The sequence below is a fragment of the Salmonella sp. SAL04157 genome, from assembly GCF_046551635.1.
Classification (GTDB): domain Bacteria; phylum Pseudomonadota; class Gammaproteobacteria; order Enterobacterales; family Enterobacteriaceae; genus Salmonella; species Salmonella enterica.
Map to the genome: position 1 here is coordinate 47,095 of NZ_JBGDVS010000014.1, position 25,093 is coordinate 72,187.

At 50.3% G+C, this 25,093-nt stretch carries 24 protein-coding genes and 1 pseudogene; 6 read left to right on the forward strand and 19 right to left on the reverse strand.

Translation table 11 applies throughout. The features are described 5' to 3' along the window. Window positions 1-9: 9 nt before the first annotated feature. From ACLJRE_RS21195 to ACLJRE_RS21245, 11 genes are all read right to left on the reverse strand, one after another. Window positions 10-603 (reverse strand): type 4 pilus major pilin, encoded by a 594-nt coding sequence (locus tag ACLJRE_RS21195; protein ID WP_410957544.1) that lies wholly within the window; start codon window positions 601-603, stop codon window positions 10-12. A 25-nt stretch (window positions 604-628) separates the two neighbouring features. After that, window positions 629-1,744, reverse strand: a complete 1,116-nt coding sequence (locus ACLJRE_RS21200) for a type II secretion system F family protein (RefSeq protein WP_165801328.1) — start codon at window positions 1,742-1,744, stop codon at window positions 629-631. Continuing rightward, window positions 1,737-3,236 carry a GspE/PulE family protein gene (locus ACLJRE_RS21205; RefSeq protein WP_410957546.1) on the reverse strand — a complete coding sequence of 500 codons (1,500 nt, stop codon included), beginning with the start codon at window positions 3,234-3,236 and terminating at the stop codon, window positions 1,737-1,739. The genes ACLJRE_RS21200 and ACLJRE_RS21205 overlap by 8 nt, the downstream gene beginning before the upstream one ends. 31 nt (window positions 3,237-3,267) lie before the next feature. After that, a complete protein-coding gene (gene pilP, locus ACLJRE_RS21210) occupies window positions 3,268-3,798 on the reverse strand; it encodes a type IV pilus biogenesis protein PilP (protein WP_410957548.1) in 531 nt (176 codons plus the stop codon). Next, window positions 3,785-5,068, reverse strand: a complete 1,284-nt coding sequence (gene pilO2, locus ACLJRE_RS21215; RefSeq protein ID WP_410957550.1) for a type 4b pilus protein PilO2 — start codon at window positions 5,066-5,068, stop codon at window positions 3,785-3,787. Before pilO2 ends, pilP begins: the two co-directional genes overlap by 14 nt. Window positions 5,069-5,072: 4 nt before the next feature. Then, on the reverse strand, window positions 5,073-6,692 hold the full coding sequence (locus ACLJRE_RS21220) for a PilN family type IVB pilus formation outer membrane protein (RefSeq protein WP_170875672.1): 1,620 nt from the start codon (window positions 6,690-6,692) through the stop codon (window positions 5,073-5,075). Window positions 6,693-6,709: 17 nt separating this feature from the next. Further along, window positions 6,710-7,141, reverse strand: coding sequence for a type IV pilus biogenesis protein PilM (pilM, locus tag ACLJRE_RS21225; RefSeq protein ID WP_079849693.1), 432 nt, complete (start codon window positions 7,139-7,141; stop codon window positions 6,710-6,712). Continuing rightward, window positions 7,141-8,124, reverse strand: a complete 984-nt coding sequence (locus ACLJRE_RS21230) for a TcpQ domain-containing protein (RefSeq protein ID WP_410957551.1) — start codon at window positions 8,122-8,124, stop codon at window positions 7,141-7,143. The genes pilM and ACLJRE_RS21230 overlap by 1 nt, the downstream gene beginning before the upstream one ends. 288 nt (window positions 8,125-8,412) lie before the next feature. Further along, on the reverse strand, window positions 8,413-8,715 hold the full coding sequence (locus ACLJRE_RS21235) for a TraR/DksA family transcriptional regulator (RefSeq protein ID WP_410957552.1): 303 nt from the start codon (window positions 8,713-8,715) through the stop codon (window positions 8,413-8,415). Then, window positions 8,687-9,343 carry a hypothetical protein gene (locus ACLJRE_RS21240; protein ID WP_410957553.1) on the reverse strand — a complete coding sequence of 219 codons (657 nt, stop codon included), beginning with the start codon at window positions 9,341-9,343 and terminating at the stop codon, window positions 8,687-8,689. The genes ACLJRE_RS21235 and ACLJRE_RS21240 overlap by 29 nt, the downstream gene beginning before the upstream one ends. A 182-nt stretch (window positions 9,344-9,525) precedes the next feature. Then, window positions 9,526-10,071: a transcription termination factor NusG gene (locus tag ACLJRE_RS21245; RefSeq protein WP_410957554.1), complete on the reverse strand. Its 546-nt coding sequence runs from the start codon at window positions 10,069-10,071 to the stop codon at window positions 9,526-9,528. 950 nt (window positions 10,072-11,021) lie between these two features. On the opposite strand from ACLJRE_RS21245, the gene repA reads away from it, so the two are divergent. From repA to tnaB, 4 genes are all read left to right on the forward strand, one after another. Continuing rightward, on the forward strand, window positions 11,022-12,053 hold the full coding sequence (gene repA, locus ACLJRE_RS21250) for a plasmid replication initiator RepA (protein ID WP_410957555.1): 1,032 nt from the start codon (window positions 11,022-11,024) through the stop codon (window positions 12,051-12,053). Between the two features lie 1,197 nt (window positions 12,054-13,250). Beyond that, a complete protein-coding gene (gene tnaC / locus ACLJRE_RS21255; RefSeq protein WP_410957603.1) occupies window positions 13,251-13,304 on the forward strand; it encodes a tryptophanase leader peptide in 54 nt (17 codons plus the stop codon). A 256-nt stretch (window positions 13,305-13,560) separates the two neighbouring features. Beyond that, the gene (gene tnaA / locus ACLJRE_RS21260; protein WP_410957556.1) at window positions 13,561-14,976 is read left to right on the forward strand and encodes a tryptophanase; all 1,416 of its coding nucleotides are present in this window, start codon (window positions 13,561-13,563) and stop codon (window positions 14,974-14,976) included. A gap of 107 nt (window positions 14,977-15,083) precedes the next feature. Next, window positions 15,084-16,334, forward strand: coding sequence for a low affinity tryptophan permease TnaB (tnaB, locus tag ACLJRE_RS21265; RefSeq protein WP_410957557.1), 1,251 nt, complete (start codon window positions 15,084-15,086; stop codon window positions 16,332-16,334). 167 nt (window positions 16,335-16,501) lie between these two features. On the opposite strand, the gene ACLJRE_RS21270 is transcribed toward tnaB, so the two are convergent. From ACLJRE_RS21270 to ACLJRE_RS21290, 5 genes are all read right to left on the reverse strand, one after another. Further along, window positions 16,502-16,702, reverse strand: coding sequence for a DUF1737 domain-containing protein (locus ACLJRE_RS21270; RefSeq protein WP_234300085.1), 201 nt, complete (start codon window positions 16,700-16,702; stop codon window positions 16,502-16,504). Between the two features lie 49 nt (window positions 16,703-16,751). Continuing rightward, a complete protein-coding gene (locus tag ACLJRE_RS21275) occupies window positions 16,752-17,363 on the reverse strand; it encodes a LysE family translocator (RefSeq protein ID WP_410957558.1) in 612 nt (203 codons plus the stop codon). Then, the gene (locus ACLJRE_RS21280; RefSeq protein WP_410957559.1) at window positions 17,360-18,031 is read right to left on the reverse strand and encodes a B3/4 domain-containing protein; all 672 of its coding nucleotides are present in this window, start codon (window positions 18,029-18,031) and stop codon (window positions 17,360-17,362) included. Before ACLJRE_RS21280 ends, ACLJRE_RS21275 begins: the two co-directional genes overlap by 4 nt. An 85-nt stretch (window positions 18,032-18,116) precedes the next feature. Beyond that, window positions 18,117-18,920, reverse strand: a complete 804-nt coding sequence (locus tag ACLJRE_RS21285) for a helix-turn-helix domain-containing protein (RefSeq protein WP_410957560.1) — start codon at window positions 18,918-18,920, stop codon at window positions 18,117-18,119. A gap of 661 nt (window positions 18,921-19,581) precedes the next feature. Beyond that, window positions 19,582-20,550, reverse strand: coding sequence for a RepB family plasmid replication initiator protein (locus tag ACLJRE_RS21290; RefSeq protein WP_227255190.1), 969 nt, complete (start codon window positions 20,548-20,550; stop codon window positions 19,582-19,584). 753 nt (window positions 20,551-21,303) lie between these two features. On the opposite strand from ACLJRE_RS21290, the pseudogene ACLJRE_RS21295 reads away from it, so the two are divergent. Then, window positions 21,304-21,926, forward strand: a pseudogene (locus ACLJRE_RS21295) (pentapeptide repeat-containing protein). Window positions 21,927-22,613: 687 nt separating this feature from the next. Continuing rightward, window positions 22,614-22,991, forward strand: coding sequence for an SH3 domain-containing protein (locus ACLJRE_RS21300; RefSeq protein WP_094134604.1), 378 nt, complete (start codon window positions 22,614-22,616; stop codon window positions 22,989-22,991). Between the two features lie 10 nt (window positions 22,992-23,001). On the opposite strand, the gene ACLJRE_RS21305 is transcribed toward ACLJRE_RS21300, so the two are convergent. From ACLJRE_RS21305 to ACLJRE_RS21315, 3 genes are all read right to left on the reverse strand, one after another. Continuing rightward, the gene (locus ACLJRE_RS21305) at window positions 23,002-23,562 is read right to left on the reverse strand and encodes a hypothetical protein (protein ID WP_410957561.1); all 561 of its coding nucleotides are present in this window, start codon (window positions 23,560-23,562) and stop codon (window positions 23,002-23,004) included. Window positions 23,563-23,564: 2 nt separating this feature from the next. Further along, window positions 23,565-24,155, reverse strand: a complete 591-nt coding sequence (locus ACLJRE_RS21310; protein WP_410957562.1) for a hypothetical protein — start codon at window positions 24,153-24,155, stop codon at window positions 23,565-23,567. Window positions 24,156-24,544: 389 nt separating this feature from the next. Further along, entirely contained in the window at window positions 24,545-24,805 is a 261-nt protein-coding gene (locus ACLJRE_RS21315; protein ID WP_109288452.1) for a hypothetical protein, read from the reverse strand. Between the last annotated feature and the right edge of the window lie 288 nt (window positions 24,806-25,093).

Genomic DNA, 25,093 nt, shown 5'->3' on the forward strand with positions numbered 1-25,093 from the left:
CCTCCGGTCTTAGCTGTTGGTGGTGAAGGCCAGCGAGTTGGTCCCCGTACTGCCGCTGTCAGCCACGCACTGCTTCCCGGCATTAGCTGCAGACACCACACCACTGTTTGAGGTGCCATTAATCGACGTCGTGGCCACATTTGGACTGCCGCTCATTTGTGTCGACAACTGCGTGCAGGCTTCGTAAGGAATGGCATTATAGGTCACCGTAAAGGCCGCTTTTGCTGCACCATTGCTGGTTGCAGGCGCGAGGGTAACTGAGCCACCAAACTGATTTTTCAGTGTTGCAGAACCCGAAGCTTTATTACCCACAATCATGCCTTTCGGGGCACCACCTAACTGTATGAACGTGCCGGTCATGTCAGCAGCACCGCTGAAATCATAAATACCGTCTGTTTTCAGACGGGCGCGGGCATTCGTGATGATTGTCGTGCCGTTGCTGTATTCGGCCTGCACATCATTAGCACTAAAAACGCCGGTGGCATAACTAATGACTCCGTAGATGAGAACGGCACCTATTGCAATAGAAAGACCCAGTCCCAGCAGGTTTACTTCTCCACGATTAACGGACGTGGGGCGTCGGGATAACATAATGTTGTCCATAAAGGTTCCTTTTGATTTGATGAGATTAAACGCCGGTAACAGCGCTGAGGTTTTGCGTTGAATAGGCGACCAGCGCCAGATACAGACCTGAAAGCAGGTAAATGATCAGATTTAGCCAGCTGGCCAGCATCCGGATGTTGGTCAGCGTGCGGGCAAGCTGATTGTGGGCGAAACTGTCTATAATCGTCTCCCCGCCATCCCCCTGTGTCAGGAGTTTTAAGCGATTGATCGCCTCTCTGGAGGGAAACTGATAGCCATTTTCATACAGTGCCTGCCCCAGTGAACGACCACTGCTCATCAGACGATGTGTGGCATTGAGGCGCTGGCGTAACCACGGGGAACCATGCAGGCTTAGCTGGCTCAGTGCATCTTCGTTTTTGACCTGTGCTCTGGAGAGTGCAGAGAAGTTCAGCAAAAATGTCGCTCCCTGAATTTCACGATAAATTGACCAGGGAGGATATCGATCCATTATGCGACGGGCTGGCCCGGTAAGATTCCCGAAAGACCAGTAAGCCCATGCGGTGAAAAACAGGATACCGGTGACCCACAGGCTCAGGTGCTGGCCAAATAAATCGGAAATATCAGCCATCCATACCAGACTCCCTGTCCACAGTTCTCGTGGTTTCAGGGTTTCCAGTTTCGGAACAAAGTACCATGACATCATGCAGGCCATCGCGATCAGGCTGATAAACAAAATTAACGGCTGAGTGAGACGTTCCACTACTGTTGTGCGAATCTCCCGTACCGCCTGCACCAGGTAAATAGCACGTCTGAGAGCGTCCGCCAGACGTTTTTCCTTTACCCCGGACTGAATAATGGCAGCCTCATTCCTGGGTATCCAGCGCCGCAGCCCCATGTCCAGAGGTTTCCCCTGAGTCAGAGACTGTGCCACCTCCTGCAGACAGTAAACGCTGGCGCCGGGGCGTAACGTGCCTTCCCGTCTGTTATCCCTCATGCCTTTGACAGCGTCTTCAAGTTTGACGTTGTTATCCAGCAGAAAGGCCAGATCCTCATAAATCATTAAACGATCGCGGGCATTAAAGGTTTTTCGGCCCAGCCAGATCTCTGCGTACGTCCATCCTTTTATTAAAGGTGACAGCAGAGGGATGAATCGGGTCAGTATGGGGATAATGTTAAACATGAACCGCCTCCCTGGGTAATAACAGACGTTTGTCTTCATCCAGCGGACAAATGAAGTGGGCGTTTAAAGGATCAACCGCTCCGGCGTTAAGGTAGTGCTGTAAATGGGCACGGCGGGTAATGCCCTGCATGTAATGCACCCAGTAACTGCGGGTCTGCAGCTTGCCGTGTCGCTGGTACATATCCATAAACATGGCGTCGGGACGGATAATTTCAGCGACAGCCCGCCGTCCGTTAACGCCCTTCCAGCAGTGAGGGCAACCATCCGGATGACGGAACGCGATACGCTGCGTGTCAGTATGTTCGGCCAGCAGGTTCTTTTGCAGTGCGCTCAGCGCGGGCAACGACTCCGTTTTGAGTCGTTCGGCATAGTCCAGTTTGCAGTGAGGGCAGAGTGTCTGCACCAGGCGCTGGGACATCAGCCCCATCATGACCTGCGGGTCGATGACCAGAGATCCGCTTACACCGAACGTTTCAATCAGCCGGTCGAGGATACGAATGGCATCCGGGGTGTGTACCGTACTCAGGACAATGTGACCGGTGAGGGCGGCGATAATACTGGCCATAGCGGAGTTACGGTCGCGCTGCTCACCGACCAGAATGGCATCCGGATCTAGTCGCATACCGCTGGATAAGGCGCTCGCCCAGACCTGACTCACTTCTTCCGGATTACTGCGGTCTGCTTTGATACCACACTGAACCGCGCCGGGTATGCCGCCTTCCACCGGGTCTTCAAATGTCAGCAGATGCCGGGTGAAGTTGGTCAGTACCATGTACATCCGGCACAACGTGCGCAGGGTTGTGGTCTTACCCGAGCCGGTCGGACCTGAGATAAGCATCATGCCTTCGGGTGTCATCAGCATCTGCTCCAGCAGGGCTATCTGTTCCGGAAGGAATCCCAGTTCAACCAGTGATGGCGGCTTATCCCCGTCATCGGGAATAAGCCGCATGACCGCCAGCAGGCCAAACTCCGTGGGATAGTGTTCATATCGTGCGCCGAACAGCCCCACCTGTCGCAGAAACTCCTTGCGCAGCCGCGCACTCTGCGGGCGGTTTGAATGAAAGCTGGGCTCGGCCTGATCGCACATAGACTGAATGATGGTGGAAGCCAGCGTCTCGCCTTCAGCGGTTTCAAGGTGACCCGCCTCACCGAGTTCTCCGTGGATGCGGTACAGAATTCGGGTCAGCCCTTTTTCACCAATGCGAAAGTGGATATCCGAGGAATGCTGCAGCAGCGCGTCCCGAAAATACCCCAGTACGCGGTTTTGCTCGGCAGAATTGTCGGCGTTGTTATCGGCAACCCCGGTGCGGGTTTCCTCCCCGTCCTGATATTCCCTCAGTTGCTGCAGGGTACAGGTTTCCAGCGAAAAACCGGACTTTTGTCGCAACAGCCTGGCCACTATGCTCTGGACTTCCGGCAGGGCAGCATGGTCTGCAGAAACAAAGATCCTGTCCGGGGCCAGCCAGACATAACGTTCAGCGGCTTCGCTCATGGTGTTGCCCCGTCAGTCGTATCGTTCATTGTTAATCCTCAGTAAATGCCAGCATCCAGGGTTGCTTCCCTGCCTTACTGACGGTCACCGCATCGAAGGTGATTTTTTCCACCTTCAGATTGGCACCAGGAATGGTATTACCGGCCTGGACCATCAGCTGATTACCGCCACTCAGACGTATCAGTGCAGAGAGCGTTTTACCTTCTCCGGTTATCTGAATCACCTGCGGAGGCGGTTCGTCCCGGGCAGACGCCGCCGGTGCGGACTGTGTGGCTGAGGTGTCATACGGCAGGGGGGCGCTGGCCATTGACGGGCTGTCAGCGCCACTGCTCAGTTTCTGTAGCTCTGTCAGCGCCTTATCCCGCAGGAGCTGGGCCTTGTACAACATGGTCTGTGCCTGGATTTCCTCCATGTGAATGACGTTTTTGCCCGTGGGCGGGGCAGAGACTGTCACCTCACCTGACGGGGGCGGCACGATGCCGGTGCTTTCCACGCCCGGGGACCCCGCATGGACCAGCACAGGAAATAAAACAAGCGAAGCAATCAGGCTAGTTCGCAGCATAGAGATAACCCTCCAGGGTATAGGTCAGCTGACCGTCGCGTTGTGTGAGCGAAACCTGTTCCAGACGCAGCCCGGAGTCATCAAAGTGCTGGGCCAGAAACAGGCGGTCAGGAGGTATGTCGGTCACAAAGGTGAAGGCGTAGGTGATCCACGGGACAGGAATGATATTGCCGGCCTCATCCCGCAGCGCGTTGTCCTGTTTGGTAAGCTGCAACGCGGCGTTCAGACGCTGGGCAAAACTGGTGAATCGCTGGGTCTGGGTCGCATTATCCCCAACCGTTTCGGCCCCGGTGCTGGCGGGAGGCGCAAAGGTCAGCGTGAAGGTGGCCATGTTGGCCGCGCCAGGAATGTTAAAGCCCGCCGGTATGCCCGGATACCAGTAAGGCAGACGGCTGGCAAAATCCGCCACCGTCCCGCCCTCCGGGAGCGCGTAATTTACCGACAGACTTCCTGTGGGTGAACATTGTGCCTGGGCAAATGTCCAGCCGGCAATGGAGAGTGGCAACGTTTTCCAGTGGTTATGGCAGGTACGCAACACGGTATTAAACCGCGCCTGGCTGGCCCACGGTCGTGGCTGGCTGTCACTTTTAGCTGCAGCCCGCTTTGCCGCCAGGGCAGCCTGCGCGGCTGCAATCTCGGCATTTTCCCTGCGCTCCTGCAGATACTGCCAGCCAAAGTGACCGGCCAGGAGTAGCGCCAGAAGTGCAATCCATAACCCGGCCGCCGCTTTGACATTCGTCGGTGACAGCCGTGGTGTCCTGCGCGTTTTTTCCAGTGCCAGCCAGTCCGTGAGTGCCGGTGGCGGCTGTGTCTCTCCCTGCGCAAAGCCATCTGGCGCAATGACCTGCCAGCCCGCAGGGGGCTGGGGGTTCATCGTGACAAAGACATCGATGGCTTTTTTTATCTGTTCGGCAGAGCCGACAATATCACTGAGGGGAGAGAGCTGACCGCCGAGAGTGGCCACAAACCACAGGGTTGATTCAGACAGCGGAATAACGGCATATCCGTCCTTCGGCAACAGGGGAAGAATCTGCAATGCCAGAGAACGGTAAGCCTGTCGCTCCCGTGTTTCCTGAAAAGCCGACAGGACCGTCATGCCCAGCAGCACCGTATCCGGCTGGCGCCACACCAGGTAATGTTCGGCCCCTTCCGCCTTTGCCTGTTTCCGGGATCGTCTGGCCGACTGGGTTTCAATAACCTGCCAGTTCAGCCCGGCGACATAGTGCACTTTCACATGGTCAACAACGTGGATGTTATGCAGTCTTTCCATGAGGCTATCCCAGGATGATTGGTGTGACAAACATGACCAGCTGCGTGCGGTTCTGCGCACCGCTTGCACCGCCACCCATGCCAAAGAAGCGGGATGAGCCGACGCCCTGATGATCAGCGGTGTTATTGAGTTGCTCATACCCGCTTAAAATCAGCGTCTGCCCTGACTTCATATTGACGCGCTGCGTGAAGGTCTTCAGACGGGTTTTCATCAGCTCCACGGAGCTTTTTTCGCCCTGTGGGACGGTACGCATGGTCGGGTCGTCAGACATGTTGACGCTGAACTGCAGCTGCATATTGCTGCTGGCCGGCATCAGATACGGCAGGACCGTCATGTTAAAGCCGGTCGTGATGGTGGAGCGGGTTGAGGACACGCTGCTGCCGACGTTGGCGGTCTGCTCACTGGTAACGTCAGAGATATAGTCCTGCTGCAGCGCCACCTGAATCGGCACGGCACTCAGGTTGGTGGTGAGACTCGAGGACTGTGTGGCCACGCTGACGTTACCCTGTTCGGATAACGCCTTGACCAGAGCTTTTGTCCCGGCTCCCTTGCCGTCGACGATCATCGCGCCGCCGCTGGCAATTGCGTCGTTGGCACTGGTGAATGCGTTCGTAAAGGTGGCTTTCACGCTGCTGAGGTTTAATACCGCATCCCAGTCGATACCGAGCTGGTCAGAGCGTCTGCTCTCCACGCTGTAAATCTGAACGTTAAGGACAACCTGGCGGTTTAACTCACGGTTACGGTCGTCAATATACCGTCCTATCTGTGAGAGCACGCGGGAGGTGTCGGTGACGGTCAGTACACCGGCAGACAGGTTCATGCGTCCCACACCCGGTGTGAGCATCGCCTTCACGGTTGCGGAGACATCCCCGTACAGATTGGACTTGATGGCCATGTCGGTGGACTGCGAGGTGTTGTTGTCCCCGCTGATACCTCCACTACTCCCGCCGCCGCTGCTGCCCGTTGAGGATGTGGTACCGCTGACGGTTTTCGACGTGAATCCCGCCTGTGAGTCCATGAACAGCACCGGGAAATTTCGGGTATCCAGATAGAAAATGACGATACGGCCTTCTTCATATCGCCATGACAGACCGAGGCGGGCCGTGACATTGTCCAGGAAACCGTCGAGTGACCCTTTCCAGTAGACACCCCGCAGTGTGGCTTCGCTGCCTGCACGTTGTGCAGGTGCCGGCACGGCACCACCCATCTGTGCCAGCGGCAGCATGCCGTTAGCATCCGGTGCGGGAACCGGGCCTTTAATCTGTTCGGTCGGCCCACTGGCCTGCGTGACCTGCCGCGCGTCCGGGGTAAGTACAACCGAAATACGGCAGGTCCGGGTGATGTGCGCACTGATGTCATTGACGGATATCACACCAGGACGGTTAATCTGTACCAGACAGGACGGGAGGCGTTCCCGGTCATTGCCTCTGGCATTGAGTGGGACAGGGTTTATCCACTGGCTGGGGAGTTCACGAACGACTTCACCACTTTTCATCTTCTGCAGATGCTGACTGGTGAGCTTCTCATCGTCCCGGGCCTGTTTACCCACGGCGTCAATGCGGTCCAGCGTGCTGCAGCCGGATAACAGGCACAACATCGCCAGCGCAGAAAGCGTTTTTTTCATTATTGGGGTTCTCTTGTTTAATTGAGGCAGACCAGGCTGCCGTCCGGAACGGCGTCGGGCACGGTGACCTGCATATCGGTGTTGGTGGCATCAAACAGACGGCGGCCCCGGACCTGACCCGTCAGGGCGGAGTGCCCGCTCTCAGCAAGCAGGGCGCTGAACAGACCCGGTTTTGCCGGTTGCCATACCCACAGGCGGTTGCTGACAACCTGATTCTTTAGATGACCGGAAAACGGGATACCCAGCTGGCTGGCTGTGATGGTGCCGTTCTGCAGGGGGTGGTCATACCGCCAGTCATTGATGGCTGTGACGTAGGCAAGCGTCTGTCGGGCCTGCTGGGGCAGCTGGTTCTGGATATTCTGCTCTGTTCTTGCCAGACCTGACGGCGTCGGCTGACCGCCATAAATCACCACCGCAAATATCCCCAGCAGATAAAATATCAGGGGCATCAGCGCGGCTCCTTATCATCTACCAGCAGTACACACTGTGCTGACTGTGTCGCGGCGTAAAGCGGGGTGGATGCAGTGCCGTACAGAATAAACAGGTCGTTGATCGCACTGCGGAATGAACCACTGAACGCCAGTGGGGCATCAATGCGGTAATTCACGGTGGTATTCCATGCCAGCTTCCAGGTGCCGCCTGCCGGACACTTCTCCCGGGTCGTCCACTCCAGTAGCGTGTCCTTGAGGGTGGACCCCACGCTGGCCTGCCAGATAAGGGGTCTGACTACCGGCGTTTTAACCACACTGACTTGACTTGCCACAGGAACGGTGCTGGTTTTTACTCTGCTCCCGGTAAAGGGATTTTTACCCGTGTTTTTACCTGGTGTGGCTTTCACGACCGGAGGGGAGACAGCAGGCCCGTCTGCCTGGCTGGCCGCGGATACGGAAACTTTTTGCGTCGTCCAGTTAATGTCGGCGCGCATTTTTTCCTGCGCCAGCAGCCGGTTAAGCACATAGGGCCACTGATCGTTCCCCTGCCAGGTCAGAGGACGCCTGACCTCCGGCTTCAGGCCCATGTCGTAGTGGATGGTCCAGCCGGGAGGCACTATCTTTGCCAGTGCCTGACGCAGTGTCGGTGCCGTACCGGTCTGAGCCAGTGCCGGTATGGCCGGGCGCTGGCCTGTAATGGTCAACGCAGGCCAGCGAGATGATGTGGTCACGCGAGGTGCTGAAGTTATCGCCCGGGGTGGCACCTGCGGCGGCACATTTTTAGAGGGTGGCGAAGAAGATGTGCCTGATGGCCGGGGAGGGGCGGGTAAAACGGGCGTCAGTGCTGCCATCAGTTGCTGCTGTACGAAACTGACCTTCTGTGTATTGACCGCTATCATCTGGTCGACAACATTATCGGCAGGCACATCCGGCTGGGGATTACCCTGCACCGCGCAGCCACTGAGCAACAGCCCTAAAGCGGGTACAGTGTGTTGTTTCATGGGGGCTCCATGTGGTGATTTTTTTCAAAACGTAATCACGCAGGTCAGAGTGAAGGGGGGAGGCGGCCAGACCAGAGGGGGATCATGAGCTTTTCCTCTGATTTAATCTTGTGATGGTGTTATTGAGCTGTGTCTTGTCGATCGAGGGCAATAACTCCACCAGGGCGCTCAGTACCTGGCGGGCACTGACCGGGGTGTTACAGTCGTTTGTGGAACGAATTGCCTGGTATTCCAGAGTCTGTGCATGTTGTCTTTTTAGCGAGAAGCTACGCTGCATTTTTAGATTCCTTATGTTAGTGGGATGAAATGTTCCAGGAGATCCTGACAATCCACACATCGCCTGACGCCCGGTACTGCCTCACGGCGAGGCTCAGGAATGGGGGCCCTACAGTCGCAGCAATGTGTCGCTGAAGGCTGATGTGTGGCAGAGGAAATACGCGAGAGTTGAATCTGGTTTAAAAACTCCATTTCTTCATTGGCATGATCACAAATATCCGGCATGGCGTTCTCCATCAGGGTGAAACGTGCGTTAAGACGGGGGTTTAGTACGGGGAGGTGTTTATCAGTGATACTGTGGTGTCCACAGGTCATCCGGGGTTGCGCCCCAGACGTTTTCGGACAGCGATGGCATGCCGATATATACCGTTCTCAGCGTGGCGTGCCCTGTCTGGATTTCAGCGCCTGGTTTTACTGAAAAGCCATGCAGATGAAAAATCTCTTCGAACTGGTGGGACGGTTTGTTCAGAACGAGCTGGAATGTCAGCGGGGCATTCATCTGGCCGGTCGACAAAAATGTATCTTCTGTTCGCGTCAGCTGAAGATAGTGATTGTGCCGGGTTCTCAGCCTGGTGAAAGTTTCCGAAACAGTTTGTTCAGGGAAACGACACAGACAACAGCGCCAGCGGTTGCCATGCAGTGCGTTTTTGGCGTCCCTAAGCCGGATGAAATCACACTTCTCGCTCAGGACCGACTGTTGCCAGAGGGCTGTCAAAATTCCGTCGATCGGTTGCGTTTTATCTTTGCCAAGCAGTTCGCGCAGGGCGGTGAATTCGCGGGCCAGACCTGAGAAGACCGGTACCTTACGTGCCCCCGTCAGCCACTGTGCCAGAAATTTTCTTCGTGCAGATTCGGTCGTGAAAGGTGTGTCATTATCGGCGCAACGCAGGGCCAGTAACATGCACCACAGCAGATGCGAAACAGGGTTTTCTTGTTGAGGCATAAGCGATACCAGATTTACAGAGGAAACGGTTCCGGACTGATGCCTGTTTACCCGCTGTCAGGGACAGGGAAGGAGAGTGACAGTACGCGGCAGAAGAACAGGGCTGTTCATGAAGGGTGCCGGTCAGGCATCAGTCCGGAAACGAAAAAAATGCCCCTGCACAAGGGGGCAAAAGGAACCTGCTACATGGCTCCAGAGTTCTCTGGTGATGGAAAATCAGAAAAAAGGGTATCCGTGGTGTTAAAGGCCAGGTCATACAGCATGGCTATACGTGACACAGGCTCAGTCGTCATATCCAGGTCGAGCAGATAATCGTATTGCTTTTGGGTAAGCCACATATGCGATGCAGCCTCCAGTTCAGTCTGTGCTTCACTGTTAAGCGTGGGGTCTGACCAGGTCCTCATCAGCGCTTCTACAATCCTCGGCCTTACCGGGCGGATAGTGCCTCCGAAATGGACAAAGTCACAAAACGCACTGTGGCAACGAATGGTGGCGATACTGTGGACTTCAAAATTTGCTTTAAGAAAAAAGTACCCGGGGAATACAGGGGTTATCCGTTTACGATAACAATCCCTTTTATCGCTACGACGAAAATGCGATATCTTCAACGGTGTCCACGGTACGATGTGTTGCTCCGACAGCCAGCTAAACAGAAGTTCTCTGTTGCGGCCCCCCGTGATATATCGGGCTAAAAACCACTGATATTGTTCAAGTTGCTCAATATTCATGAAGGCTCCGCACGAACCGATCCCCGCAGGAATCATTCTGTCATTCAGGAGGCGAAAGTACTAAACGATAACGCTGAAGCAGGCTTATGGATGCACACTTAAACGCGTTAGCTGCAGTTCTGACAGCGTCATCACTCAACACTTTCTTGTCTTGGCAGGCTCAAACACACAAAAAAGAACAAGGCGGAGTATTCTTATTTATAAAGTGTTTTTGACTGCTAAATATATTAAAAACGATCGGAAGATCTAAGAAAATAGGAATTGTCGATCTTAAATATTATTAATGAGTGTGTTTTATAGCATAGTATGCTGCTGTAGATCTGCTTATCAGATCGTTCGACCAGAAAATTATGTATTCGTGATCTTTTCGATCGAAAGTTAGCCCGATATCGGTTAAATATTCTGCGCAGGCTAAGTATCAAAATTTTGATTTCGGTCACATATTGCGCTGGGTGGTATATGTAAGTGATTGTTGTAATTCGATAAATATTAATTGTTAATATTCACCTGTGTAATTATGTGGTTTTGTCGAAAAAGGATGAGGGAAGACCTGGGGAGTGAAGATGACTTGCATGCAGGTCCATGCATGATATAGATAAATCAATCGGCGATCCATACCGGGATCTGAAGATCCTTTAGTTGCAAGCCCGGAAAAAAACGGTAAGATTTACGCACCTTGCGCTCAATTTTCGGTGTTAGTTGATTATTAAGCGCAAAAACGGACAAATACGGAGATCGGCTATCGGCCGGGCTATCGTGAAGGATAGAGCATATCCAGAAATGCTCAAGGGATGAGGCACCGGAACAACGGGGCCTGAATGCAAAAACCCCCTGAAATCTGGTCAACTTTGGCGGGCTGTTCAGATATCAGGGGGTCACAAAGCAGGCGCTGGCCTGTGAGAGATTATAACGCATGCATTTCATAAAACAATACCCCAAGACCGCCATAAGTGTCGGCGGGTGTGGATAGCAATAATAATCCTCAACACTGGAGTCAGTTGACGGCCGAAGACCAGATTCGTTTCTGGCAAAGTGTCGATCAAGGGGATACGTCTTCTTTTCTGGTTACACCAGAGAAGAAAAGTACACGTCGCCGGCGCGGAGAGCACTCCACCAAACCCAAATGTGAAAATCCATCCTGGTTTCGTCCTGCGCATTATAAGGCGCTCGGGGGCCAGCTTGGTCATGCCTATAACCGTCTGGTGAAAAAAGACCCTGTCACAGGACGGTATAGTCTGCGTATGCATATGTCCCTGCATCCCTTTTATGTCCGCGAACGGCAGCGGGCCGGGCGTAAGTATGCCTTCCGGCCGGAGAAACAACGCCTGCTCGATGCACTGTGGCCGGTGCTGGTCAGTTTCTGTGACGCGGGCAAACATACCGTGGGGATGTGTGTGTCCAGACTGGCCAGAGAACTCAGTCCAAAGGATGCAAAAGGGAATGTCATACCGGACACTGAAGTCACCGTCTCCCGCATTTCTAATCTCATCGCTGAACAGGTTCGATTTGGCACTCTGGGCGTTTCTGAAGAAACAACCTGGGACCGGGAATCCCGTAAACGGCTGCCTAAATACGTGTGGATAACTACCACTGGCTGGCAGATACTGGGCGTCGACCTCATGAAACTGCAGGCACAGCAGATTAAGCGGCTGCGTGAGAGCGAGGAACGTCGGCGTCTTATTGAAGAAGGCATGCTGGGTGAGAATGAAGATATATCTGTCCATGCGGCCAGAAAACGCTGGTATCTGCAGCGTAGCCAGGAAGCTCTGAAATACCGCAGGGAGAAAGGGGCAGCACGTAAACGCGCCAACCGTCTGGCCAAACTCCCCCGGGACCGCCAGATTTATGAAATGTCGCGTCACATTATGAAAACCCTTCCTCCGGATGAGGCTTACTGGTGTTCGCCGGAGCGCCTTGAACAGATGGCCATTCAGAACCTGTACCAGCTGGAATTGTCACTGGCCACACCACCACCACACTAGCCGAAACCAGTACCTGTAACTACCAAGCATCAGCCCTGCGGGGTTTCTGGTGTTGGCTGCGCATGCCTTTTTTTATCCCTGCTTCTGTTGTTTAGTCCTAATCCCCGGTTTTTCTCTCACCATGACGGTCGCAGGACAGGCGGTCCCGATGAAGGTATATCGTTATCCACATATTTCCGCAAACAGATAACGTAGAATTTTCACAAACAGATATCAGCAAATCCGGAATACAGTCTTAACCCCTGTATTCATCCCCTGAAAACAAACATCCAGGGAGATCCTTTGTCTTCTTTAACACTGTGAATATTTTTAATAATGCCCTCCCTTGCAGCGGACTCACGTCCGCGCCGGTTCGGAAAAACCAGAGGTAGCTCCCACCCCTTCGTGGCGGGCAAAAAAGCAGCAAAACTAGTTACAACATCCAAAATATTTAGCCAAAAATCAGTGCTCACCCAACCATCCAGCCCCTCCCCACCACTGAAAAGCGCCGCCGCCCCGGCCGAAGGCCGGGAACAACATCGCTTTTAATGCTGGATGATGTAACTAAACATTTGAGTGGCTGCCAGTAACGTTGCGTCAGGTTCCTCTGTACAGCCCCCGGGCACCGGCTACGCCGGCACCACGGCTCCGGAAATCACGCCCTGTACGTCGTAAACGCCGTACAGCCCGCTCACCGGAGTTAAAAGGGCTTAATGAAACCACATCATGGCTATAAGCGGGTTATGGCTTAGCAGGGCGAAGGGATGGATTGGTGGAACCTGTCAACAACGTAACCGGCTGCGCCGGGCTACGGCGCCATTAACAACCGTGCTCCGGTCAGCTTCTGAGGGCGCCTCTATGCGCCTTTGGCGCATTCCCGGAATGCCTGCGCGCTGCTCGGCATTCTTAATCCGGATATTGAAGTTGCGTTTCCGGCTACGCCAGGTCCCGCCGCCACTCACCGTCAGTATTCTGTTCCCCCCGTGCTGGGACCTCCATGCCTCCTGACAACATTCATGGGGTCAGTATTGAGATCGGAAACTATTGTACGGTTAACCAATAGCAGGCAGGCTACGGACTGATTATCTCATATAAAATTTATCGTGATAGTAATCACAATAAATTTAAAAAATAATGGACAAAAAAAGCACAGACCTGAATGATGTTACCATATTTAATAAAGGTTGATATATTATGATTAAATTATTTAATACATATATGACCTCAAAATGGTTCAACATTGATACCATTATCGTTAACCATCGTCCTTAAACCTCTCACTCTCTAATGCACATAAACAGATAAAACTGTTTGTTTTGCACTCTTTGTATAATTCAGGCCATCCACTGTATATTTACGGTCTATTTGCTCATGCGTCTTTATTATTTCCATGAGACAAGTAACGCCCGGATATATATATAGCACCCGTGCGCCTTAGTTAAACACAGTCTCATCTGGATGACATCAATAATTCACAACCAGTGAATTATTGCCAGAGTGATATACAAATTTTATACAGGATTATACCATGAATAACTTCAAACATTTACCAGAACCATTCCGTATTCGTGTTATTGAACCCGTAAAACGTACAACACGAAAACATCGTGAAGAAGCTATCATTAAATCCGGGATGAACCCGTTCCTGCTCGACAGCGAAGATGTTTTCATCGATTTACTGACGGATAGCGGAACGGGAGCAGTCACCCAGAATATGCAGGCAGCGATGTTACGAGGAGATGAGGCGTATAGTGGAAGCCGCAGCTATTATGCACTTGCCGATGCGGTAAAAAATATTTTTGGCTACCAGTATACTATTCCGACTCACCAGGGACGCGGAGCCGAGCAAATTTATATTCCGGTTTTAATCCGCAAGCGTGAGCAGGAAAAAGGTCTCGACAGAGCTAAAATGGTGGTGTTCTCCAACTATTTCTTCGATACAACTCAGGGACACAGTCAGATAAACGGATGTACGGTTCGAAATGTTTATATTAAAGAAGCCTTTGACACATCTGTACGTCACGATTTTAAAGGTGATTTTGATCTTGATAAGCTGGAAGAAGGTATTCAGGAAGTTGGCGCCAATAACATCCCTTATATTGTAGCCACCATCACCTGCAACTCTGCTGGCGGTCAACCTGTTTCCCTGGCAAACCTGAAAGCCATGTATCAGATTGCGAAAAAATACGATATTCCCGTCGTCATGGATTCCGCTCGCTTTGCTGAAAACGCTTATTTTATCCAGCAAAGGGAACCAGGTTATCAGGACTGGAGTATCGAAGAGATCACTCGTGAGTCGTATAAGTATGCCGATATGCTGGCAATGTCAGCGAAAAAGGACGCCATGGTGCCAATGGGCGGATTGCTGTGCATCAAGGATGACAGCTACTTGGATGTTTATACCGAGTGCAGAACACTCTGTGTGCTCCAGGAAGGTTTCCCAACCTACGGCGGTCTGGAAGGCGGAGCCATGGAACGCCTTGCAGTAGGTCTTAAAGATGGCATGAATCAGGACTGGCTGGCCTATCGTATTGCCCAGATCGAGTATCTGGTTGATGGTCTTGAAGCCATTGGCGTAACCTGCCAACAGGCTGGGGGACATGCTGCTTTTGTTGATGCAGGAAAGTTACTGCCTCACATTCCGGCAGAGCAGTTCCCGGCGCAGGCACTGGCGTGTGAGTTATACAAAGTTGCAGGTATTCGGGCGGTGGAAATTGGTTCATTCTTACTGGGCAGAGATCCTAAAACCGGCGCGCAATTACCTTGCCCGGCGGAACTGCTCCGTTTAACTATTCCACGAGCAACCTATACCCAGACGCATATGGATTTTATTATTGAAGCCTTCAGCCATGTGAAAGAAAATGCCAGCAACATCAAGGGACTAACTTTCACTTATGAGCCTAAAGTGTTACGCCACTTTACCGCTCGCCTTAAAGAAATCTGATAATTTATCATCCATGATGAATGGCTATAACATATAGCCATTCATCACTCTTACCTTAATATAAAAACAGAATAATGATGATATACAACTCCAGATAAGAGGCTAAAATGGAAGAAAATTCCAATACCAAGCATTCATCCTTTTGGGGCATTATGGTTATTGCTGGAACCGTGATCGGTGGGGGGATGTTTGCATTACCCGTTGATCTCGCCGGCGCCTGGTTTTTTTGGGGAGCATTTATATTAATAATATCCTGGTTTTCCATGTTGCACTCAGGATTATTGTTACTGGAAGCCAATTTAAACTACCCCGTAGGTTCAAGTTTTAACACCATCACCAAAGATTTAATTGGCAATAAATGGAATATTTTCAGTGGGATTACCGTCGCTTTTGTTCTGTATATATTGACTTATGCCTATATATCAGCCAATGGTGCAATCATCAGTGAAACCCTATCCATGCATTCCGGTTCGCACGTCAACCCAAGAATCATCGGAGTCTGTACTGCACTTTTTGTCGCTGCGGTTCTATGGTTTAGTTCACTGGCGGCAAGCAGAATTACCTCACTATTTCTCGGCATTAAAATACTCGCGTTTGTTATCGTCTTTGGTTCATTTTTCTTTCAGGTCGACTATTCGATTTTGAGCGGGACCAGTGGTGCAAGCGGAGAAAGCCATTCCTACTTCCCTTACATTTTTATGGCTATCCCGGTATGTCTGGCTTCCTTCGGTTTTCACGGTAATATTCCCAGTCTGATCATCTGCTATGGTAAGAAAAAAGATAAATTAATAAAAAGTATCGTGCTGGGTTCCTCTCTTGCCCTGTTTATCTATCTCTTCTGGTTGTACTGTACGATGGGTAATATTCCTCGCGAAAACTTCAAAGGAATCATTGCTTCCGGAGGGAACGTTGACGCCCTGGTCAGTTCATTCCTGGGGACTAATCAGAGTGGCATGATTGAGTTTTGCCTGCTGGTATTCTCAAATCTGGCCGTCGCCAGTTCATTTTTTGGCGTCACTCTGGGCTTGTTTGATTTCCTTGCCGATTTATTTAAATTTGATAACTCGCACACAGGCCGTTTTAAAACCGTTCTACTGACTTTCTTGCCACCGACGCTCCTGTATCTGATTTTCCCGAATGGATTTATTTACGGCATTGGCGGTGCCGGGCTATGCGCAACCATCTGGGCGGTCATTATCCCTGCTATTCTGGCACTTAAATCACGACAGAAATTCCCTGACCAGATCTTTACCGTTTGGGGCGGACGCTTTATTCCGACCATGGTGATTACATTCGGTATTGTTGTGATATTGTGCTGGTTTGGAAACGTCTTTAATATCTTACCAAAACTGGGTTAACCGTCTGCTTAACGTCGGGAATTGTCCGGCCGGAATGCTGTGGCACTAAGGGGTCGGTTCCGGCTGAGGGCAAAATGACACCCTAAGCTTTATTAGCTCAGATTTGACCTAATGTGCAGAGCCGGACCCAATAGCTGGTGTGCATGCGGATATCCCCTGCGCGAACGTCAAACCGAGAATTTTTTGTGTATGACGGCCTGTGCTGCAATGATGCTTTTTTTTTCGGGATCCCAAGAGATCGAAGGAGACCCATACAGTTCGTATCCCTTATCCAGCATTTCAGACACGCGCTGGCAGAATGAGGCATCGTCAGGCCCGGTTAAAAGCCGGTATCGGGGAAGTCCGTTTAATGTTTTTTCGCTCATCATTCTTCCTTAACAAAAATCGATCTCGTGTATGCTACCCATGTTTCTGTTCCTATTGGTGACTTACTGCAAGTTTTATAGCAAGACCAATGAATCCCCCCGCAAAAGTGATCCGCATCAGCCTGAGAATTCTCGGTGTCGACAGGATATGGGAGCGCATGAATGCAGCAAATGTGCCGTACAATACAAACACTATAAACGTAATCAACATGAAAATGGCGCTCAGATTGAACATATGCGAAACCGGATTCGGATCATTCAATTCCACGAATTGCGGAAGAAATGCGAGAAAAAATATAGGAAGCTTCGGATTCAGCAAATTTAGAAAGATGGCTGAAATGATTATTTTCACAGTGGACCTGGTCTCTGATTTATCATCAATCTGAAGCGGGCCTTTTTCCCTGAGCGTCATAATGGCCATATAGATGAGGTAGGCGACACCTGCATATTTTACTATGTCGAACGCCACTGGACTCGTGGTGAAGACAGCGGCAAGCCCCAGCACTGCGGCCAAGATATGCGGAATAATACCGAGCGTGCAACCGAATGCTGCGACCACACCAGTCCGGACGCCACGCGAGAGCCCACTGGCAACTGTGTAGAGCACGCCTGTACCTGGAGAGGCTACCACAATCAGTGAAGTTAACAGAAAGTCGATGTTCACTGTACCTCTCCCTCCGAAATCAATGCCCCGGGCCAGCTCTCTGCTATAGTTCGTCGGAGAGCAATGCTCAGCCGGTCGATATCGGCACTGGCCTCATCATGCATCGCCTCGGCAATAATCGTGACGCTCTGTGTTCCTTCCCTCACGGCAGAGTAACCACTTTGCCGGTTGACCCAGCGACGTGCGTGCGCCCTTGCCGAGATATCGGCAAAAATAACTTCCCCTTTTTCCGGGGACTCAATTGCACCATTAAAGGATTCGTAGAGTTCGTTGCCATCTGCATGTCTGACCGTCAGACATCCTTCAATCTTCGAAATATCGAAGATTGCAATCGGGATAGCAAAAGCGATCGATACCGAATTACAAAGGTCGACAAGAGGATGAATGGAAGGAAGTGTGCCCTCAGACCGAAAGCGGCGAAGTAAAGCTTCCGATGCACAGCGGTATTGAGTCGGCTTGTGACCCATGCGAGTGAATGCTTTTCTCCAGGCCTGGATTTCAGGGAAAGTACCTTCAGTAGTGCCCGCGAGTCTTGTAGCGGCAATATCCTGAAAGTGGGCTATCCATGCCGATACGTTACCTGTGTTTGATACACCGTCAACTGTGATGATAGCTGTCTTCAGCTCTGGAAATTTGTCCCTTACTGAGTGATCGTAGGAAAACTGCATTACACGCCCTCTTTTGTGTGAGTGAGTTAATGCCAGTATCTATTCCTGCCTTTCCTGTCGTCTTGAAGAATATTGCACACACCATCTATAAGATAGCTGCCTGATAACGGCCCGGCGTCACACCAAACTGCCGAACAAACGCCCGTGTTAAATGACTCTGATCGGCGAAGCCTGTAAGCAAAGCGACCTCTACAGGACTTTTTCCTGTAGCCAGTAGTCGGCGAGCTTTGCTTACACGCAGCTGAATCAGATAAGCATGTGGAGTCACTCCCATTTCCCTGGAGAAACTGCGTAAAAGTTGAAACCGACTCAGGCCACATAAGTCAGCAAGTGACGCGAGTGAGACCGGTTTTTCTGGCTCATCCTCCAAACGTTGCACTGCCAGTAAAGTACCTGGCGTCTTATTAGCGTTTCGGGGTCCACCCATTGTATGTCTTTGCATAACGCGCATCAGGAAACAAAGAAGGGCTTCTTCTCTGGCAAAGTGGTCAGGCGCTGGATCACTCAGTTCCCGAAAGAATCTTAGTATTTCTCCAGCAAGCAACGGATCCTGCGCAACCGGTCGGATCTCCAGATCGCTGGTAAAGATGTCATTTGCGACCTCACGTCTGACCACTCCAGGATCGAGATAGACGATGTGCCACCCACGAACACCGTCAATCGGGGCTCCATCGTGCATTTCACCGGGATTGACCATAATAATATCGCCAGTGTGGGATTCGACTTTTCCAAGACTACTCCATGAGCGCTGTGCACCCATCGTCATTATGCCGATCCCAAACTGATCGTGTGAGTGACGGGGAAATGAGTGCTCTGTCAGCATCGACATGGCGTCAACACCGGAGATACCTGTTCGATGTTGCACAATATGGTGGATACTTTTAACCACGGAACTCCTTCCTTGATATCAACCAGCCTCCAATTACATTAACACCATCCTGAAGCAAACGTGACCTGTAACTGAGTCTCGAAACTGACAAAGAAAACCAATAAGAAAGATGCAGACAAGACTTGTCTTGAAGGAAATTGCTTCAATTGTCCGTTTGGCAATTCATCAGAATGCCCCCTGGAGACCTCGCCCAATCGGGCGGGGAGCAGTCAACTCTGCCGGGCAATATGCATAACGGATGAGCTGTCCATCTGCAGGTGATATGGCTTGAGCGTGGTCTGGCAAAACCTGATGCAGTAGCCTCCGTTCTGTCACGGCTGGTTTCGCAGATTTTGCTTCTGAATTGAAAAATCTGTCAAAGCAGCCAGGTAATTCACCGACAACTAACAGCGTCAATCCACATGGGAACAAAAGTTCCTGCTGTGATGCTCTATAAAAAAGTTCTTACTGTAATGCAGTTCTCATCAAAAACGACCTGATAAAAGTTCCTGCTGGTATGTGAGTGGGTAAAATTAAGGCTGTGAAAGCACTTTTTTTCATGCCTTTGGCGATCCAGAGAGCGTGGAAGATGGGGTAGCAGCAGTCAATGAATATGATAGCGTTCTCTATGCAGCTAAAAGGTTCCTGCTAACATGTCACAGTGCATGTTAGCAGGAACTTTTCATTCAGATGGCAGCGACCTTCTGACTGGTTCACCGAGATCCGGGTCGCGCTTAAGGATGTGAAAATAGAATTCTCTTTTACCATTAACACGCTTAAATTTCTCTTCGTAGGTCAAATAACCTATCTCTGTCAGTGTTTTAAGAGCTTTACGTATTATGAAAATCTGCTTTTTCTGCTCTGATTTGAGGTCAAGACGTACCATTAATCTTGAGGCAGAAACGATTTGTATCTCCCCGGGTTTGTTCGGCAATCCTTCGAGGAAAGTGTAAATCGCTTTTGCAACTTCATTACGTTTTAAGCTGTTAAGTACCTTTAACTTCAAAATCCTTTTGATATCAAGCTTATAGAAGTCAGAGAGCAGATTATCAAAAGCCAGCTTTACTGTATTTGTTTCAGGGTCCGCAATAGACGAACCTATCAGGTGAGTCGTTGCGATCGCATCACCTTCAGGGGTTTGTTTGGTAAACCGGATAGACGTTGAACTTAGCTTTGAGATAGAACGAGAAAGACGTTCCTTCAACCGTTTATTTACCTGACGCGAGTCTATATCACAGAACCTTGCCAGTTCTGCAAAACTCATAGTTATCACGCCATTAACAGAAGGATAGTGAGTGAAAGCCGAAACGACACCAACCCAGACTTTAAAGTCCGTATCAAGGTCCAGCTTAGGACCAGTAATAACGGCAGAGGTGTAACCTTCCCGCTCGACGATCTCTAACTGTCTAAAGTCGTTGATAGCATCGATAGGTGTCCGTGGATCACTTCCTTGCACTTTTCCCTTTTCAACGGCCTGTACAGGAGTAAACACACTCAACCGGAGAAGAGACAGAGGCTGAATACTCTTTGTAGAGGAGGATATGATGTGCTCAATATCTCCAGAAGACTGATTAATTTTCTCAATATGCAGATTTAAGTCGCTGTCATAATTAGACATTTTTAATTTATCCACATCCAGTAAGTTGTGCACTCTTCCAGAGAGAAAAGCATGCAAGCAGGAACTTTCACTGCATGATAGTAGGAACCTTAGTGCATGATAGCAAGCACCTTTCGCATATGAGTGAGAACTTTTTGCATAACGGCAGGAACCTTTTGCATGTTAGAAAGAACTTCTTACATGATAGCAGGAACTTTTTTTCTTATAATCGATTGATTTAAAAGGTAAAAACAGTAGCTAGATCCGTTTAGATCCGTTCAGTTCCATATTTAGATCCTCTATAAGATCCTCATTAGATCCAAATAATTAGATCTGGCCTGTGGATAACGGTAATAACTTCGTAAGGTCGCCCTCTGAACCCTTGGAGCGTACCGTGTGACATGACAGTGTTAAGCCATTGCGCTTCCTCGCTCACTAACTCGCTATGCTCGGGACGTGAGGCTGCGGCGAGCACTAACTCCATATCATTTCCACGCTTTAAACGCTGGTCATCATTTCAGTGAACGTTACTGTAGGCCTCAATAGCAGCAAAACGGCCAGGTTGTCACTGGAAAGTGACAGTATCAGGGTCATAGAACTGAGGGCGGGTAATGGCATCTTCAGGTAAAGAAGTCGTATCGACAACCGTAACTTGGCCTTTTATCTGGATATTATATCCGACTCAATTTCATGAGTAAGTGATAATATTAACTATTCCTGACGCATTTCTTTTGACATTAGATAACTTATAAATTCCAGCAAGACTTCATAATTATCATCATGTCACCTTATATGACAGGAGGTCTAATGAATATACCGGTTTATGCTGAACAAAAATTTACGCTTGATCAGTTTACGGGTAAGAAAATTTCAGGGGCAAAATTTTACGCTTGTGATTTCTCAGAAACTGACCTGACAGAAACGCAATTTGTTAATTGCCATTTCTGGCACCCGGATAAACAGGTAGGATGTGACTTTAGTGGAGCCACCCTCAAGGAGGCCTGCTTTGTGAACTGTGATCTGACAATGAGTATATTTAAGAATGCAGATCTGTTCGGTATTGAAATCAGGGAATGCCGCGCGATGGGATGTAATTTCCGCCTGGCAAGGTTTATGAAAAAAATTAGTCCCAGACTCTAAGTAACCTGAGCTACGCTGATTTTTCAGGTGTTATACTGGAGGAGTGTGAACTTTGTGAAAATCTCTGGAACGAGACGGTTGTCACAGGTGCTAATTTCAGTGGGTCAGATCTTTCCGGAGGGGATTTTTCGGGCTTCAGCTGGCGTGCTGCTGATGTCACGAACTGTGACCTCAGAAGAGCTGTCACGGGTGAGCTTGATATCCGTCGCACCAATCTGGAGGGTGTTAAAATTGATTACGAGCAGGCATCCTACCTAATGGCGTATTTAGGTATCACAGTAACGGAGTAAGAATATTGACCATCCTTAACAGACTCTCTGTTGTGATGCGAATTCGTTAGTGTGACTTTAGCAATGGTAATCATTCAGTTAATCTGAATATTCGTTATTTATATTTTAATTGCTATGTATTTATCGAGTATTTATGATTTTTTGGCAATAAACAAGCAGATAATAAACGGATGTTATGTGTCTGTGTTAGCTTTGTATTTTGAACGTGGTCTTTAATTAATAAGTATTGCTTATGTTCAGTGTCTGAATATGCAAGTATGGTTTGGTGACTTTATAAAACTGTGATGTTTATCATAGAAAATAATAAGTGAAACGTTATTTTTATAGTAGCTGGGTTATTTACCTTTATACAAAAGGTCTTATTTCTTGAATGAGCAAGGGAAAACAGGATTCAGTAGTTAACAAACACGTTTACACGTCTTTCTAACAAAAACTCTGTACAACAATAAAATATCCTTTGAACAGGATATTGCAGGAAGCACTGAAAAACACACTGTTGATATCTCTGTGTATGTAAAACCTTCCGTAAAGAGAAGGATAAGTTCGACATCAGACCAGAAGGAGAAGAATATTATCAATAGAAGTGAACGATTATCATGATTGATGCCTTCCATAACTAAATGCCTCGTGTTCCGAGCCGCGAGGCATTTTTATATCATCAGACTCACTTGTGAACAGAAGGTATACATGACAGCACCATTGCGGTTTACTGCCAGAGACTCTCATCTCAGCGAATATCCTGACCCTATATCTTTTACCCGTGGTACCAGTCTAATTATTCACGAGAAGTATGAGGGGGTGAAAGAGTGGGAAAACTGGTTCTACTGCACCATACCTGGCCATACCGGTGGCTGGGTTCCTGGACAGATTCTCGCCAGAGATGAGGGAACTTACCGGGGCCTTGCACTGGAGGATTACACCGCCCGGGAACTGGAGGTAAAGAAAGGTGATGAGCTGGTTGGCCTGAAATCACTGAATGGGTGGATGTGGTGTGAACGTCTTTCGGACGGGCAAAGCGGATGGGTTCCCCTCTCGCTGCTGCATCAGCATACGACGGAAAACTGATAAAAGAACACTACACTAAGAAGCCACGGACACCTGTTAACAGTTCAGCCCGGTTTTCTGCTGATAAACCATTCACAAATAGCGCAGGCCACTTCATCAGGACTCCAGCCATCAAATTCCGCTCCCGTGAAAGGGGAATCAACCCACTTATGGGGTAACTCAACCAGATCCTGCCGGTCTTCATTCCAGACCAGTCCTGAAAACGTACTGGCTTGTCAGGGGAGGCCATGTCCCAGCCGATGACTACCAGCCCGTAAGTGGCGTAGGCTATATCCGGAAGCCGGCAGCGCACATCCAGCCATTCCCGTCGTTTTTCCATCCATGCCATAAACTCCGGGGTTTTCTCTGTCGTCAGAACTTCAGTTCGCGGCCACGCCATAATCTTGCCAGCTTTTTCAGGCTTACTCAGGAACGAGCCAATTGCCTTATCTGTCCAGAGTCTGTTTTTCAGCCCCTGTTTACTGATCCAGCGAGCATGCCAGTGCTGGCTTCGTTCCTGTCGTTTCCGTTCACCGTATTCCCGGCGTTCCCTTTCGTCATAGAGATGCCAGCGTCCATTGTAGTAAGGCATAATCATTCCTCCCGGTTGTCCTGTGAGCTGTTTAACCTGCGTTCGAACTCTTCCTCGTCCATTAATGGCCAGCGTATGCGGTGCAGCTGCAACTCTCTCGTCTGAGCGGCGGTGAATCCCGAACGTGACAGCAGGTCAGCCAGCGCGGTAGAGGTATCATCTTCATATGAGGACGCTGAGAGTGGAAACGCCTCCGGGCTTTCCCGTAGCTCGTGCAGCAGCCGCGCCGGTGGGGGCAAACAGCCTGTTGTTTCGCCAGGCATCACAACCGATTTGTGTATATTGTATGTCAGCCCGGAAATCCCCATTGCCAGCAGTGACGTCTCCAGCTGACAGTACCAGGCGTCTGTCTGATCGACTGGTGCAGCACCGGCAGTCATACCTTCGTCTGGTGCGGTGCTCTCATTAATTTGCATCCGGATGTCGATCCCTGCGTCGTGACAGGCCTGTAGCCAGGTGGCCACCTGCAGGGGATCGCCTGACAGTCGGGTCAGGTGTCCAGCCGAGTTCCACAACTGCAGGCAGGTGGTACCGTCGAGACGGATGACGTAATCCCCCCGGCACGATATATACCAGACGTTGTCCAGCTGCACCAGAAGGTCACCCTCCCGGGTGTTCATGTCAACTGACGACGCTTTCCGGACCAGGGGCAGGACCATCACCGCAGCCGATCGCTGTTCGGCCTGTTTGCGTTCCTGCTCGGCAACCAGTAGCGGAGTGGCCACCTCGCGGCCGGCAGATGTCAGCTCAACGGCCAGCTGCAGATTCGGTGCACGCAACGTGCGCAGCCAGCCAGCAGCTTCCATGCGACGGCAGGAGGCACGCAGGTTTGGCCCATAGACTGGTGCTTCTCCGCTCATCTCCAGCACACGCTCAATATTTCGCGTGGGAACCGGTCCCGGATGTTTCGCATCGAGGGCGGCCAGCACAATGAGGACCCGCCGTTGTAGTGGCGATGGCCGACGAGTATTTCTGGCTGTCATCATTGGTCTTCTTCTGAAGGGTAACACCAGATAAGGTCTGTCAGGCGCTGGCGATCAGCGGCGACGGTCATTTCGGGGGCACCACATGCCTTTGCCAGCAGATACCAGTGATCGAGGCTGGCCCTGGCCCAGTCAGTTTCCGCTATCGCTTCCTCCCTGCTGCCGGCATTGCAGGAATTCCGGATACATTCGCGAATGTACTGTTCGGTTACGTCAGTTATCTTCTGATAGCTGATTGAAAATACTTTTTTATCATCCATTTCAAATACCATTTGATTTTATCATTTATATAAAAAATCATATCATATATGTTATCTGGTAGTTGTTAATTAAATCATATCCTGCGTATTTCACTCCTCATCTCGTCGGTTAAATGTCCTCATCCTCACCATCTGGTACGCGAAGCGGCTGTGCGCGAGCAATCATCGTACACGCTTTTTCCCCACTGACAGGTGAATATGCCCCCCTTAATGTGACGGTGTCACATAATTAATTTATTTGTTTGTTAGTTTATTAGTTAGTTTGTTAGTGTATAATATGAACACACC

Excerpts from the sequence above, each read along its gene's own strand:
- ACLJRE_RS21195 (WP_410957544.1), bottom strand. The coding sequence starts at position 603 with ATGGACAACATTATGTTATCCCGACGCCCCACGTCCGTTAATCGTGGA.
- ACLJRE_RS21200 (WP_165801328.1), bottom strand. The coding sequence starts at position 1,744 with ATGTTTAACATTATCCCCATACTGACCCGATTCATCCCTCTGCTGTCA.
- ACLJRE_RS21205 (WP_410957546.1), bottom strand. The coding sequence starts at position 3,236 with ATGAGCGAAGCCGCTGAACGTTATGTCTGGCTGGCCCCGGACAGGATC.
- pilP (WP_410957548.1), bottom strand. The coding sequence starts at position 3,798 with ATGCTGCGAACTAGCCTGATTGCTTCGCTTGTTTTATTTCCTGTGCTG.
- pilO2 (WP_410957550.1), bottom strand. The coding sequence starts at position 5,068 with ATGGAAAGACTGCATAACATCCACGTTGTTGACCATGTGAAAGTGCAC.
- ACLJRE_RS21220 (WP_170875672.1), bottom strand. The coding sequence starts at position 6,692 with ATGAAAAAAACGCTTTCTGCGCTGGCGATGTTGTGCCTGTTATCCGGC.
- pilM (WP_079849693.1), bottom strand. The coding sequence starts at position 7,141 with ATGCCCCTGATATTTTATCTGCTGGGGATATTTGCGGTGGTGATTTAT.
- ACLJRE_RS21230 (WP_410957551.1), bottom strand. The coding sequence starts at position 8,124 with ATGAAACAACACACTGTACCCGCTTTAGGGCTGTTGCTCAGTGGCTGC.
- ACLJRE_RS21235 (WP_410957552.1), bottom strand. The coding sequence starts at position 8,715 with ATGACCTGTGGACACCACAGTATCACTGATAAACACCTCCCCGTACTA.
- ACLJRE_RS21240 (WP_410957553.1), bottom strand. The coding sequence starts at position 9,343 with ATGCCTCAACAAGAAAACCCTGTTTCGCATCTGCTGTGGTGCATGTTA.
- ACLJRE_RS21245 (WP_410957554.1), bottom strand. The coding sequence starts at position 10,071 with ATGAATATTGAGCAACTTGAACAATATCAGTGGTTTTTAGCCCGATAT.
- tnaA (WP_410957556.1), top strand. The coding sequence starts at position 13,561 with ATGAATAACTTCAAACATTTACCAGAACCATTCCGTATTCGTGTTATT.
- tnaB (WP_410957557.1), top strand. The coding sequence starts at position 15,084 with ATGGAAGAAAATTCCAATACCAAGCATTCATCCTTTTGGGGCATTATG.
- ACLJRE_RS21270 (WP_234300085.1), bottom strand. The coding sequence starts at position 16,702 with ATGATGAGCGAAAAAACATTAAACGGACTTCCCCGATACCGGCTTTTA.
- ACLJRE_RS21280 (WP_410957559.1), bottom strand. The coding sequence starts at position 18,031 with ATGCAGTTTTCCTACGATCACTCAGTAAGGGACAAATTTCCAGAGCTG.
- ACLJRE_RS21300 (WP_094134604.1), top strand. The coding sequence starts at position 22,614 with ATGACAGCACCATTGCGGTTTACTGCCAGAGACTCTCATCTCAGCGAA.
- ACLJRE_RS21305 (WP_410957561.1), bottom strand. The coding sequence starts at position 23,562 with ATGCCTTACTACAATGGACGCTGGCATCTCTATGACGAAAGGGAACGC.
- ACLJRE_RS21315 (WP_109288452.1), bottom strand. The coding sequence starts at position 24,805 with ATGGATGATAAAAAAGTATTTTCAATCAGCTATCAGAAGATAACTGAC.